Here is a 13,503-nt window from a genome sequence, read left to right on the forward strand (position 1 = left end):
ACTCAATTATATTTCGAATATAGTTTCTATCGAAGGTAAAAATGAAGGGAATTCTGTCCTGATAAATAAAATGAAGGAAAAAGAACCTGAAATATTCAAAATAATAAGTGAAAGATATGCGAATTTGAATTTACCATATGACATTCTAAATAAGAGTTATCTAATAGGAATTGAGCAGCAAGAAGCAGCATATCAAAATATCGTTAATAATCTAGATTTTGTAAATTCTTTATTTGAAGAAGTTACATATGATAATTGCCTATTAATTTTAAATATTTTTTACGAAGTTAGCTAAAATAAAATTAGACAAATGTGTATTTACGGTATATAATTAAGCTAATAAAATCCATTTAAGTAAAAAAATGAATTTACATGTTACAAAGAGTAATCGTGTTTGTTCGGTACTTTTTGTAATATGTGAATTTTTTTCTTTTAAAAAGCTTATATATTAATAATTATTTGGAGGTCATTTAAATGACACAAGGTACTGTAAAATGGTTTAACGCAGAAAAAGGTTTTGGTTTCATCGAAGTTGAAGGCGGAGCAGACGTATTCGCTCACTTCTCAGCAATCCAAGGCGACGGTTTCAAATCTTTAGACGAAGGTCAAAAAGTTGAATTCGACGTTGAAGAAGGCCAACGCGGACCACAAGCTGCAAATATTGTAAAACTTTAATTTTTAAATAAGTTTTAGAATTATATAAAAAACTAGAGGAATCCTTTCGAAAAGGTTCCTCTTTTTTATTTAGTTCAACTCCAAATCAATTTTAGATATTTACTTGACTTTTAATAAAACTATTAGATGCTTCATTATTTATTGTTTATTTCTATGTTGATCCATTTTACTTAAGATTTTTTCACTATCTTTATTTGCCATATTAGTATAATGGGAAGTTGTTTTAATATCATTATGTCCTAACTGATCGCTAAGCAGCACATTAACTTGATATTTTTAATTAAAGATAATGCGCCTAAACTCATGTATTTTAGGCTCTTTTCGTTTCTTTTGTAATGAAACTGAAAGTTACAAAGATGATGCTCCAGAGTGGAAAAAATGGGACGCTCCATACTTTCCACATAAGTCTATGTCATATGAACAATTCATCAAAACAAGTAATTATTGGGTTGGTAAAGAAAATTTTTGGGTTATTTGTGTTGATGGAGTGGTACGTGGTATTGTCTCCTATTACTTTGAAGATGACCAAAAAATATGGTTGGAGTTAGGTATTGTTATACACGAAGCTCCTAATTGGGGTAAAGGCTTAGGAACTCGTTCTTTGAAACTTTGGATTAATCATATTTTTAATACATTACTTCTAGGAAGAGTTGGTTTAACCACTTGGTCGGGCAATGAACGTATGATTCGTGTTGGAGAAAAAATTGGTATGCAAATGGAGGCTCGTATTCGAAAAGTCAGCTACTACGAAGGTAATTATTATGATTCCATACGTATGGGGATTTTAAGAGAAGAATGGGAAGCTTTAAAAATTTCCAATAAAGTCTGAAGTAGTAAAATAAGAATTATAGAAATAAGATGTGAATAGTTGTAATTTAACAGGAATTAATTAAATAACGATCTTCAATATTCGGGCGCTATTCTCGAAAAAGAATTGTGCCTTTTTTAGCTAAAGGGCCATATTCTTATTCTTTAATAAATACACAAGTAACTTGGATACTAATGATAAAAATTGAATGAGGGTAAAAAATGAACTAAAAAAACAGAGCAGGTTAGCACAAAAACGACTTGAATGAAATAAAATATCAAGTACACTATTCAAAAACAGCTACTGTGGTTATGAGCGTGGAGATAACAACAATGAATTTACTTTAATTGTTGTACTGTTTATCCTAAAAATTATTTTTGTTAGCTTTATAGAGAAAGAGTACTACTAATTTAGAAGCTATTATACTTATGCCCCGATGCATCAATTTCCTTAGAATATATTAATAGTACTTAAATGAAAGGGGGGAAATACTTTGGGTTGCAATAACGATAACCATAGAAGACACTCAAATCGTAGGGATGAATCCAGTACAAGCTCTCGCAACAAAAAATGGTGGCATAGAGATGAATCAAGTTCAATCTCTCACGACAAAAAATGTCATAGAGAAGATGAATCAAGTTCAAGCAGTTCAAGCAGTTCAAGCAGTTCAAGCTCTCGCAACAAAAAATGGTGGCATAGAGATGAATCAAGTTCAATCTCTCACGACAAAAAATGTCATAGAGAAGATGAATCGAGTTCAAGCAGTTCAAGCAGTTCAAGCTCTCACAACAAAAAAAAGCATAGAGATGAATCCAGTTCAAGCAGTTCAAGCTCTCACGACAAAAAATGTCATAGAGATGAATCCAGTTCAAGCAGTTCAAGCTCAAACAACAAAAAATGTCATAGAAAAGATGAATCCAGTTCAAGCACTTGCAACAAAAAATGTCATAGAAATGAATCCAGTTCAAGCTCTCACAGCCAAAAAAGACGTTGGTTTGAATCAAGTTCAAGTTCTTAAATAAAAATTTAGCCGATGAAGGTTGGTCTTTTTAAGTAAAAACATGAATGCCAATCTTTTTTCAAACCGGCTGGGTTTATTATTGGGGAAAGTAAATAGTAGAACGCACAAATAAGAAAATATTTGTGCGTTCTTTGTTTTTAATATATTTAAATAGAATTCGAGAGCTAACTTTTTTATTCCTTTTAAACAAGAGGCTGTTGAATTAAAGTCGCGAATTCAAGTTCATGCACATGTCCATCATCTAGTGTAGTGGTCCCTGAGACAAAGTGTATATGTTTTCCATCGCCAACATCAATAGCTGGCCCTGTTTCTATTCCTACCTCATGATGATGATCTAAAAAGTCAGTATTAGTGAGTAATACATGTACATGAGTATCACCCCTAGGAATAACTTCAGAGGTAACCCCTGCGAAACGATGGTTATGTCTATCTTCACCTTCTTCAGCTAATTTGGTACTTGCTAAGAATTCATGTACATGAGTTTGTGTTTCAGACATAAAATTTGAGCCTCCTTATAATTTGAGTACGTGACATCTTATTGATAAGGAGGAGGATTTATGAATAAAAAGAAAGAAAAAATTAGAAAACTTAACTAAGTATATTGATGATTATTGATATGCTCACATATAAGAATGCTGATTGTGAAGTTTTGCCATAAACTAAAAGAGCCCATTATGGCCAAGTTGATCCCGTAGCAGAATCTTAACTTGTTATTTTTAATTAAAGATAATGCGCCTAAACTTATGCATTTCAAGAGTTTAGGTTCTTTTCGTTTCTTTTGTTATGACATTGAAAGTTTATTTAACACTACTTTTGCTAAAGTAACATTCTAAGGTAGCAATTTCATGCATTTTTCAACTAAAGGGGCAGACTAGTCGAAGAATCGTTCTTAGACCTTATCTTATTCAATATTTGAGCCATTTAATGGAATAAGACATATTTGAGATTTGCTACTTATTTTAGACAAATAACTTCATCAACAATAATTAAAATTAAATCTTCTAAATTGGATAAAATCTACCACCGAATAATTTTAATTGATTATACTCCTCTAGAATGGGTACGTATGTTATAAATAAATAATTCGAAGCATATAGCAATCGAAAAATATCTACGATTGGCGATATTGTTCGTTAATATAAGGTAAATTACCTATTATATTTTTATTGTAAAGTGCAATTGCTCACAGGTTATGTGCCGACTAAGTTAGTAGATATTTTTTAAACGGTATATTTGCCTTAATTATTTAACTTCTCTTTGTGTTAAGATTAACGTGTAGGGAGTTGAGTAATTATGGATAAGGATTTAAGAAAAAATCTATCCGATAAGTATCTTGAAAAAAATCGAGAATTTAATAAAATTGCTCAAAAAGAATTAGATTTTCTCATTAATAATCAATTAGATGAAGCATTAAAATTAAGACCAGAAAAGAATGAGTTACTTAAAGAAATAAAAAAATTTGAACAATTACTCTGAGATAGTTAATCCGCATCTTATTGGTGGGGATTTTTTTATTTTGATTTGAAACTAGGTTATTGAACTGTACATACAGATCTTTTTTCTTATTCAATTAAAGTACGCTTTTCTTGCATAAGGAAGCGCCCCTATTCCACCTTTTCGGGGAGATAGGCAAAAACAGCCACCATATGCTTATCTATTCCATAACGTTTAGGTCTCTTTCATTGATAAAGATAACCTCTTTCTTTTCTTTATCGAAATAATAAACTTCCATGTTTTGATCCGCATCGTCCTTATCGCTTGTAAGCACTCCAAAGTATCCATCTCTTAATTGAACCATATTAGAACTAATTAGATTCGAATCCCAGTCATTTGGAGCGTGATCGACTGTAACAGTTACTGCTTCCATTCCCAAATAAAATAGAGGATGACCCATTTCAAAAAGAAAATGACTATGATAGAGGTGCTAACCAAATACCTCTAATTGAAGCCCAAAAAAATTATATTAGTCATGGTGACTTGTGAAAAGAGATTTGTTAAAAATGTTAGAAAACCTAAAGTTTATTTAGCACTACTTCTGCTGAAGCAACATTCAAAGGTAGCCTTTTTCATCCTCTGTTCAACTAATGGGGCGGAGTAGTTGAAGAATCGTCTTTAGCTCTTATACAACAATCGGGCCATATTGTTGAGGAACGCTTTCAATCAATGTGCAATAAAAATTAGCATGTAATTTGGGATTATCAAAATCACAATTGATCAATGGTAGATGGAATGTAAAATTGGAGAAATAATAATAGTTCTCGGTTTTTGAGGAATAATAAATTTAAAAGTACTAATAAAGATATAAAGCGAGGCGTTTTATGAAAAAGGTTGCAATGATTTTCCTATGTCTTCTTATTTTAATTCTTCCCTCTCAAGTCTTTGCTCAACGAAAAGTGCCTATTTTAATATATCATTCGATTGACGAATTTAATGGGCATGGTTCTAAGGATTTATATGTAGCACCGAAGAATTTTGAGAAACAAATGATTTATCTAAGAGATCATGGCTACACATTATTAACTTTTGAACGATGGCAAGACATTGATAAAGTAAACAAACCTATTTTCATTACCTTTGATGATGGGTGGAAAAACAATCTGAATGCATTTGATATTTTTCAAAAATTGAAAAACGAACGTTTTCAACCAACTGGTACCATTTTTGTTATTTCTGACTTTATCGGTCGCTCCAATCGATTATCGGAATCGGATTTAAAAATGATGGCTGATTCGGGGATTATTTCAATTCAGTCTCATACTGCTACACATCCTAATTTGACGAAAATAAAAAATTACGAATATGAACTGAAAGAGTCTAAAGATAAAATTCAAAAAGTAACGGGCAAACCAGTTATTGCTCTTGCGTATCCATACGGAAATTTCAATAACAAGGTCGTGGCAGAAACTAAGAAATACTATTCCTTTGGACTTACGACAATTCCTGAATTATTTTCTGAGAAGGGCATAAAAGACGAATTGTATCTTTTACCACGGATCTATATCAAGTATTCAACTACCCTTGATGAATTTGCAAAGATCGTGGAAGGAGATTGAAGGCGGTTACTATAATAGGTAATCGTTTTTTCTTTTTGAACCAAGGGAAAGTGTTAATAGTGTTTATAAGCAAATGGATAAAGAATCCGGAAAAATGGTTTATTAAGGGAAGTAGGAAGCTCAATGGTTATCGAATTAATTGTCTTGGGGATTATTCTATTAATTTTTAGATTTTTAACTTCTTTAATAATTGAAGATCATTTTTTTCTTATTCAAGAAACGGGGCAGTTTAGTTGAATTATCATTATTAGCTTTTATTCCACAATCGGGCCATATTCTTGCATAATTCTTGTTAATAGATCGATCGGCTATTCTTATATCTCAAATAAGGTGAATGGTATCAGAAAAATCCTCAGCACACAGGGGGGATTTATCATAGGCTAAAGTCGCGAATATTCTTTATGTATTTAGACCGTCTTGCTATAATAAATACTACAGTTGTAAAAGTAGGAGGATTATCATGAAGGAGATTCCACAAATATCAGAAGCAGAATATGAAGTGATGAAGGTTATATGGAACTATGAGCCGATTTCGACTCCTGAGGTAGTGGAGAAATTATCGAATAATAGTGATTGGAAGCCAAATACCATTCACACCATGTTGGCGCGCCTAGTTAAGAAAAAGGCTTTGCATGCAATAAAAGATGGCCGAGTGTTTATATATACTTCACTGGTTGAAAAGCACGATTATGTTGAGCAAAAAAGTAAATCCTTTCTGCAGCAGTTTTTCGGCGGTACGTTACATTCAATGGTCTTAAATTTTATTGAAAATGATCAGTTATCGAATGAAGAAATATCGGAATTAAAGAAAATATTGTCCATGAGGGATAAGAAAGAAGGGGAGAAATAATGGATACTATGCTGCTGCGGATTTTAGTAAGTACAATCGTGGTATCCCTTCTTATTTTCATCATTCTTTTAATCAAAACGCTATTAAACAATCATATGACAGTGAAAGCACATTATCATATTTGGTATTTTCTTTGCATTCCAATCCTTGCTGCCTTTTTACCTTGGAATTATTTTTACCTTAAAGAAGGAACTGACTATTTTAAAAGCTTACTTTTATTTCATAGAGAAGCTCCATTGAAGAGTGAAAGGATTAATGGAGGGGATGCCTCTCAGGCGCCAAACAGTGATTTATTACATGATTTCACGGTATCGGTAAACAAGTCAACGCCCGAATTCGTCTACCATACATTTTTTACAGTTTGGATCATTGGAGTGGTTCTTTTTGTTGGGACTGCTGTTTATTCATACTATAAAATCTATCAAATCAAAAAGTTGGCTGCGGCTGTTCATAACCAAAAGCTAAACAAACTATTAGAAGTGTGCAAAGAGATGGTTGGGGTTAAAAGAAACATAAGGTTGCGAGAGACCTCTCTTATTTCATCACCGATCACGTTCGGGATTTTTCAGCCCTTTATTTTTTTACCAAGCAAAACGCGAGAAACATTCTCGTTAAATGAATTAAAATACGTGTTTTTGCACGAGCTGTACCATCATAAAAGCAAGGATCTGTTCGTGAATTACGTCATGTGGATATTTCAGATTATTTATTGGTTTAACCCGGTTGTCTGGTATGCTTTAAAAAGGATTCGAATGGATCGGGAATTGGCCTGCGATGCATCCGTTTTAAATCTCTTGGATGAGAGCGGATATATCGAATATGGGTATACCATCATTCGTTTTGTAGATAAAAAATATGATCGGCCCTTTGAACAGTTTGCTCCAGGTATAGGTGGGACAAAAAAACAAATCAAACAAAGAATCCAGTGCATTGCAAGCTACTCTAGAGATTCTCTATTATTGAAATGGAAAAGCAAGGTCATCTGTGCTGTTTTAGGAATTGTTGTGCTATTCCTTGCTCCAATCACCACTGTTATTGCCAGCCCAAATGATGTGTATCAGTTTAGCGGGAAGAATATGGTCTATGAAGATCTAAGTTCCTATTTTAAGGGCTACAAGGGCAGCTTTGTTTTATATGATCCCTCTAAAAACCAATATCAAATATATAATCGAGAGATGAGTGAACAAAGGATTTCTCCTGATAGTACCTATAAAATATATTCTGCCTTATTTGCATTGGAATCCAAAGTGATTTCCCCGAATAACAATAAACAGGTTTGGGATGGGGAAATTTACCCTTTTCCAGAATGGAATCAAAATCAAAATTTAGCGACTGCATTAAGCCATTCCGTGAATTGGTATTTCCAGAATACCGATCGAGAGGTAGGGAGAAAGCAGCTGCAAGATTATTTTCACAGGATAAAATACGGGAATGAGGATCTTTCAGGAAATTTGGATAGTTACTGGATGGAATCTTCCCTAAAAATATCACCCATTGAACAAGTCCAATTATTATACCAATTAGAAGAAAATCAATGGGGTTTTAAAGCGGAAAATATCAAGGCGGTAAAAAAGGCCATTTTAATAGACGTGCAAAAGAATGGGCGGTTGTATGGTAAAACGGGAACCGGTATGGTTAATGGAAAGAATGTAAATGGCTGGTTTATTGGCTTTGTCGATAAAGGTGATGATCGTTTTTATTTTGCCATTAATATTCAAAATAGGGATGGTCAAGCCCAGGGAAGTAAGGCCGCGGAAATAGCCAAGCAGATCCTGCATCAAAAAAAAATGTACTAATAATTAACCCCAGAAAGGATTACCCTTCCTTTTTGGGACTTTCTGGGATAAAATACTACAATCGTAGTATTTTTAACTACCTTGTACACAAAAAAGATTGACATCTTATTACTACACATGTAGTATAATAAATGCAATTAAATACTACATGTGTAGTATTCTTGCAATCTAATATTAATAGAAAGAGGTTAAGATTTTGAGGAAAACACATAATTTTTTCAATATGAATAAATTTATATTTGTCCTGGTGCTAGTGGTTGCCATTGTACCACTCGCCGGCTGGTCCATGCCAACCCATAACAATTCTGACCAGCCCAAAAAGGCAGTTGCGAAAACACCTGAATCCCATATACACCGTGAGTTTGCAGATCTCGAGAGCAAATTTGACACCCGGCTTGGAGTCTACGCTATCGATACCGGTAGTAAACGGAAAGTAGCTTATCGACCTAATGAGCGGTTCGCTTACGCATCCACCTATAAAGCTTTAGCCGCAGGTGCATTGCTACAGCGTTACTCCATTGATCAACTCGACGACTTAATCACATATAACAGCGGGGACATAGTTTCGTATTCACCCGTTACGCAGCTTCACACAGATACCGGGATGACTCTTCGGGAAGTTATGGAGGCCGCTGTTCGATATAGCGACAACACTGCAGGGAACCTTTTATTAAAGAAGTTGGAAGGCCCTGAAGGATTTGAAACAGCACTGAGGAAAATTGGCGATCACGTTACCCAAGTTGATCGCTACGAGACGGATTTGAACTCAGCTGTTCCTGGAGATAAACGTGACACCAGCACACCAAAAGCACTCGCTAACGACCTTAAGGCTTTCGCGGTTGACAATGTGCTCCCAACTGATAAACGTAAAATCCTGGCAGATTGGATGAGTGGAAATGCCACTGGAGATGCATTGATCCGCGCCGGCGCACCAACAGGCTGGGAAGTCGATGATAAGAGTGGGGCAGGAAGCTATGGAACACGGAATGACATTGCGATTGTTTGGCCACCAAATAGAGCTCCCATTGTCATCGCAGTTCTATCCAGCCGCGATACACAGAATGCCACCTATGACAATACGCTAATCGCAGAAGCTGCAAAGGTCGCACTTAATGCTCTTAAGTGAACAGATAAGTAAATTTACTCATCACAATTCTCAATTGCATCAGTGAAACAGGCTTATCATTCAGTCATCATATACAATCATTAGAAAGAATAGTATGTGCTGACTGATAACTTTTTCTATACAATAATAGGAATGGACAACATTTAGGTTGCTACTTGAAATAATTACTAGTGTAGATGTTTATTTGTGGATTTTCTCTTATACGATCATCCATCATTAGGTGGGGTTGGAGTTTATTGCGGTTATAAAATCTCATCATGTAATTAGATTTGACTAAAGAGACTAAAATGAAAAAGGACTTAATTGTTTCGTGAAAAACCAATTCAACTAACTAGTGCTATAGTGAAATTACTGAAGAATATTTTGCAGTTCTTTCGCATTTTCAATATTCCACAATCGGGCGCATTTCCTGTATAGGATTTGCGCTTTTTACATGAAGGGCCATATTATTGAGAACCTTATTTTAGAGATAATGATGATTTAACTACTTTTGATTTAACTACTTTGTGAGAAATAACTTAAAGTAAATGGATGGTTTAATAACATTAGACCTTTGAATTATAGATTTTTGAAAATTGATACTATTAATGTAGTTATTCAAAAAGGGGTGTCATTTTCTATGGAAATTAAATCGATTGTTTTAAAGACTAAAAGTTTAATGATTATGAAAAAATTCTATATTGATACGTTAGGTTTTTAATGAATGAGGATAAGAATAGCTTTCGAATTGCTGTTGGTACAGGTGAGCTTGAGTTTACTACAAGAGAAGTAGAAGGTAATCCCTATTACCACTTTGCTTTTAACATACCAGCTAACAAATTTTATGAAGCAAAATCGTGGGCAAAAGAAAGAGTGAATTTACTTGCTGAAGAGGGGGCAGATGAAGCTTATTTTCAGAGCTTTATATTTCTGTGACCCTTCTGGAAATATAGTAGAATTTATTTCAAGATATGAAATTCTGAAGATGACATCGCTCCTTTTTCGGTTAAAAGTATTTTAAACATTAGTGAAATCGGTTTACAATAATGAAATAAGTAGAAAATCCCTTAATTTCATGGGTGAAAGAAAGAAGGGAATATTTATTATATTAGCCCAACCAGGGAGAAGATGGATATTTTCTGATAAAAAGTCTGCCATATTTCCTCTTGAGATTACATTAATAGATAACAGTAAAATAACCCTCAATCCTAATCATGAAATTCAGGTATACCGTAACAAGAAATAATTAGAGTATGGCTATGTTAAAACTGAACCCAGAGTATTAATGACAATGATCATTTCTTGATTTAGCAAAATAAATATATTTTTTATTCCACAATCGGGCGCGATTGTGGAATAAGCCACTCTGTTCTTCTTGAATTAACGGAACCGAGGATTGTTAAGTAAATAAGAACAAAGTAAAAAGCGGTCCTCCACAGATTAGATTGTGGAAAGCCGCTTTTTCATTATATACACAGTCACCATTTATTGTTGCTTACATATGATTCGCTTAACCGTATAGAAATAAACTAAAAGATCTATTTAGCATTACGAAGCTGTACGCAGTGATTTCATAATGAAGCTCACAATGAACACAAGTATAATTGCTCCAAGGATAGCAGGGAAAATATAGAAATCAGAAATTTTAGGCCCCCAACTTCCAAGAAGCATACCACCAATCCATGCACCGATAATACCTGCGATAATATTACCAATAACTCCACCTGGGATATCTTTTCCCAAAATGATACCTGCAAGCCAACCGATAATTCCGCCAATTATTAAAAACCAAATGAAACTCATACTGTTCATCTCCTATTTTGTAGTTTAATTATTTCGTTATAGTGTTTTATAACCTTTACTCTAAATCCTTTTAAACATTAAGGAGGAAAAAATTAGCGGAAATTTCAAGGGAGATAGCGGAAATTGTTATACCTAAAGCGTTTTTAAATGACAAAGTGCCCATCCATGACCTGTTGAGAAATAAGAAAAAACTATGCACCTGTACTTATTTCCTTTTCATTCTTGGCTTATGATCAAAAAACTAAGGTAGCACTTATGGATATTTTTTATAGATTCAAGATTGGTCTTATGTTTAAAGAAGAACTTGTGTTCAACAATCGGACCAGGTTGTGGAATAACATTTTAAAGCAAAGTAGATATTATGAAGGTTTACGGTTAAACTTTTGGACAGAATAATTTAAGAAAAGCAACTGGATTCATTTATATCTCCACTTAATGTAGTGGATTGACCGGTAACCTCTATCATCGCTTGTTATACGTGATCTCAATGTCCCAACCATCCTAATCATGAGTTAACAAGCAGAGGGCGAACAGTTTAATGGTCGGGATTAGGACCCATTGGCGAGAACGTTCTACACCAGCTACTATCAATTTATGAATGAATAAAAAATAGTCAACCAGATGTTTCTGATTGACCTTATAATACAAAAGGTCGCTTTAATTTAAGTTTAACATCGGTGGTTTTGTGGCAGCCTTTTTTATGCGTTGTAGCTGGTTTTTAACGTTAACAGAAAATAGGTATTTCAATAATAAGAATGGTAAAATGTATATAATAGAAAGATATTTGAGGAGCGATACACCCCTCTTTTTATATGGTTTTCTTTCAGAGCCATTCAAAAAAGAGAAAGTGAAATAATTCCTTTAGAAATGAGGAAAAAAATGGATCACTTGAAAGCTTTTTTTAAAGAAGAAGTTGTAAAAAAGGTATTTGCATTGGTGTTGTTGATCGTTATATTGTGGAGTATCAGAGGATTGTTAAATTTGTTGTTATTGACTTTTATTTTTTCTTATCTCTTGAACAGCCTACAACAAGTTCTCTATAAATCCCTATCGAAAATAATTCCAATAAAGGAGAAGATGGTTACAATTGGAATGTATGCCGTGATTCTATTTGCTATTGTTTTCGGATTAGCCACCTATATCAACCGTTCTGCAAAGGAATTAACAGGAATCGCCCATAAACTCATTTCATTTAATATAGAAACATATACAAATCAAATCAATCCAAATGTAGAAGGGGTCTTGAAAGGGCTACATTTAGAGTCCTACACAAAAGGCGCTGTTACCACGATATTCCAAGCTATCCCGCATGTCAGTGAATTTAGTATTCAGTTGATAATGGCGTTTATTTTAAGCTTTTTCTTATTAAGTGGAAAAAAGGAAATCAGGGATTTTTGCAAGAAGCTAGAAAAGAGCAGAATCAGTTTTCTTTATTCGTACTACAAATACTTAGGAACCAATTTTGCCAATACCTTTGGTAAGATACTGCAAGTTCAAATATTAATTTCGTTGATTAATGCGGTTTTATCTATGATTTTCCTTGCAATACTTGGGTTCCATCAAATAATTGGTCTTGGACTTATGATGTTCTTCTTCGGTCTCATTCCTGTAGTAGGAGCGATTATCTCCTTCATTCCACTAGCTATTATTGCGTTTACGATGGGCGGAATACCTAAAGTACTTTGGATTGTGGTTATGGTTTTGGGGCTCCACGCCATAGAAAGCTATGTACTCAATCCAAGATTGATGGCACAAGCAACAAAATTGCCTATCTTTCTGGCTTTTTTAACCTTGATTATCTCGGAGTTTTTCTTGGGAACATGGGGTCTGTTGTTGGGGATCCCATTATTAATGTTCCTTTTAGATTTGTTTAATATCCAAACAAAAGAAAAAAATGCCTGAGAAATCATATATTGTTGTTTATTTTTTCTCTCAACCTTCTCCTCTGAAGACAACCATGGGGTGCCTCTAGTGGTAAATTCTATGCAGGGTATTAATATAAATTATTGAGGTGTCAAATGTGTCTAAAGAGGTTATTTTCATCTTAGCTAAAGTATCTATGGCTATGTGGATTACGATGTCTCGAGAGGCTGTGAAACCTTCAGATAAACTGGCGGAAAATGATAACATTATGTCTGCAGGAACTCAATCTGCATTAGTTATAACCATTACGCTTTTTCAAAGCCTGCCGTTATATGACTAAACAAATACCTGGAAGAAATCGACAACGCTTAATGCACTACGTAGTTTTATCAACTCTTTTGTTTTACTAATAGGTCCTGCCATTGTATCATGTGCAAAACGACAGGAATATTTTAAAAAAGTGCTTCTACTTTAAACAGTTAATTATAAAAAGGCTTGACCGATAAAGTATTCGGCAAGCCTTTCACTG

General features: G+C 34.0%; 18 protein-coding genes. 15 read left to right on the forward strand and 3 right to left on the reverse strand.

Going from position 1 to position 13,503, the window contains the following annotated elements; genetic code table 11:
- Window positions 1-70 precede the first annotated feature (70 nt).
- From ACWV26_RS07265 to ACWV26_RS07285, 5 genes are all read left to right on the forward strand, one after another.
- Window positions 71-295 carry a hypothetical protein gene (locus ACWV26_RS07265; protein WP_455897682.1) on the forward strand — a complete coding sequence of 75 codons (225 nt, stop codon included), beginning with the start codon at window positions 71-73 and terminating at the stop codon, window positions 293-295.
- A 179-nt stretch (window positions 296-474) separates the two neighbouring features.
- A complete protein-coding gene (locus ACWV26_RS07270; RefSeq protein WP_455897592.1) occupies window positions 475-675 on the forward strand; it encodes a cold-shock protein in 201 nt (66 codons plus the stop codon).
- A 289-nt stretch (window positions 676-964) separates the two neighbouring features.
- Window positions 965-1,504: a GNAT family N-acetyltransferase gene (locus ACWV26_RS07275; RefSeq protein WP_455897683.1), complete on the forward strand. Its 540-nt coding sequence runs from the start codon at window positions 965-967 to the stop codon at window positions 1,502-1,504.
- Window positions 1,505-1,757: 253 nt separating this feature from the next.
- Window positions 1,758-1,892 (forward strand): YjcZ family sporulation protein, encoded by a 135-nt coding sequence (locus ACWV26_RS07280; protein WP_455898199.1) that lies wholly within the window; start codon window positions 1,758-1,760, stop codon window positions 1,890-1,892.
- A 130-nt stretch (window positions 1,893-2,022) separates the two neighbouring features.
- Complete coding sequence (locus ACWV26_RS07285; RefSeq protein ID WP_455897684.1) at window positions 2,023-2,505, forward strand: hypothetical protein; 483 nt, start codon at window positions 2,023-2,025, stop codon at window positions 2,503-2,505.
- 181 nt (window positions 2,506-2,686) lie between these two features.
- Here the strand turns inward: ACWV26_RS07285 and ACWV26_RS07290 are convergent, their stop codons facing one another.
- A complete protein-coding gene (locus ACWV26_RS07290; RefSeq protein WP_455897685.1) occupies window positions 2,687-3,001 on the reverse strand; it encodes a YmaF family protein in 315 nt (104 codons plus the stop codon).
- Window positions 3,002-3,797: 796 nt separating this feature from the next.
- Here ACWV26_RS07290 and ACWV26_RS07295 point away from each other — a divergent pair.
- The gene (locus ACWV26_RS07295; RefSeq protein WP_455897686.1) at window positions 3,798-3,980 is read left to right on the forward strand and encodes a hypothetical protein; all 183 of its coding nucleotides are present in this window, start codon (window positions 3,798-3,800) and stop codon (window positions 3,978-3,980) included.
- Between the two features lie 178 nt (window positions 3,981-4,158).
- Here the strand turns inward: ACWV26_RS07295 and ACWV26_RS07300 are convergent, their stop codons facing one another.
- Window positions 4,159-4,371 carry a hypothetical protein gene (locus ACWV26_RS07300; RefSeq protein ID WP_455897687.1) on the reverse strand — a complete coding sequence of 71 codons (213 nt, stop codon included), beginning with the start codon at window positions 4,369-4,371 and terminating at the stop codon, window positions 4,159-4,161.
- Between the two features lie 11 nt (window positions 4,372-4,382).
- Between ACWV26_RS07300 and ACWV26_RS07305 the strand changes: the two genes are divergently transcribed.
- The 7 genes from ACWV26_RS07305 to ACWV26_RS07335 all read left to right on the forward strand — a co-directional run bounded on the left by ACWV26_RS07305 (window position 4,383) and on the right by ACWV26_RS07335 (window position 10,554).
- On the forward strand, window positions 4,383-4,487 hold the full coding sequence (locus ACWV26_RS07305) for a CPCC family cysteine-rich protein (RefSeq protein WP_455898200.1): 105 nt from the start codon (window positions 4,383-4,385) through the stop codon (window positions 4,485-4,487).
- Window positions 4,488-4,822: 335 nt separating this feature from the next.
- The gene (locus ACWV26_RS07310) at window positions 4,823-5,557 is read left to right on the forward strand and encodes a polysaccharide deacetylase family protein (protein ID WP_455897688.1); all 735 of its coding nucleotides are present in this window, start codon (window positions 4,823-4,825) and stop codon (window positions 5,555-5,557) included.
- A 460-nt stretch (window positions 5,558-6,017) separates the two neighbouring features.
- Window positions 6,018-6,407: a BlaI/MecI/CopY family transcriptional regulator gene (locus tag ACWV26_RS07315; RefSeq protein WP_455897689.1), complete on the forward strand. Its 390-nt coding sequence runs from the start codon at window positions 6,018-6,020 to the stop codon at window positions 6,405-6,407.
- Window positions 6,407-8,203, forward strand: a complete 1,797-nt coding sequence (locus ACWV26_RS07320) for a BlaR1 family beta-lactam sensor/signal transducer (protein WP_455897690.1) — start codon at window positions 6,407-6,409, stop codon at window positions 8,201-8,203. Before ACWV26_RS07315 ends, ACWV26_RS07320 begins: the two co-directional genes overlap by 1 nt.
- Before the next feature lie 223 nt (window positions 8,204-8,426).
- Window positions 8,427-9,329, forward strand: a complete 903-nt coding sequence (gene bla, locus ACWV26_RS07325; RefSeq protein ID WP_455898201.1) for a class A beta-lactamase — start codon at window positions 8,427-8,429, stop codon at window positions 9,327-9,329.
- 699 nt (window positions 9,330-10,028) lie between these two features.
- On the forward strand, window positions 10,029-10,244 hold the full coding sequence (locus ACWV26_RS07330; RefSeq protein WP_455897691.1) for a hypothetical protein: 216 nt from the start codon (window positions 10,029-10,031) through the stop codon (window positions 10,242-10,244).
- Between the two features lie 91 nt (window positions 10,245-10,335).
- Complete coding sequence (locus tag ACWV26_RS07335) at window positions 10,336-10,554, forward strand: hypothetical protein (protein WP_455897692.1); 219 nt, start codon at window positions 10,336-10,338, stop codon at window positions 10,552-10,554.
- Window positions 10,555-10,856: 302 nt separating this feature from the next.
- Here the strand turns inward: ACWV26_RS07335 and ACWV26_RS07340 are convergent, their stop codons facing one another.
- On the reverse strand, window positions 10,857-11,111 hold the full coding sequence (locus ACWV26_RS07340; protein ID WP_455897693.1) for a GlsB/YeaQ/YmgE family stress response membrane protein: 255 nt from the start codon (window positions 11,109-11,111) through the stop codon (window positions 10,857-10,859).
- 879 nt (window positions 11,112-11,990) lie between these two features.
- Here ACWV26_RS07340 and ACWV26_RS07345 point away from each other — a divergent pair.
- Window positions 11,991-13,013, forward strand: coding sequence for an AI-2E family transporter (locus ACWV26_RS07345; RefSeq protein ID WP_455897694.1), 1,023 nt, complete (start codon window positions 11,991-11,993; stop codon window positions 13,011-13,013).
- Window positions 13,014-13,131: 118 nt separating this feature from the next.
- Entirely contained in the window at window positions 13,132-13,314 is a 183-nt protein-coding gene (locus ACWV26_RS07350) for a hypothetical protein (protein WP_455897695.1), read from the forward strand.
- Window positions 13,315-13,503: the final 189 nt, after the last annotated feature.

This window comes from Rummeliibacillus sp. JY-2-4R, from assembly GCF_053847205.1.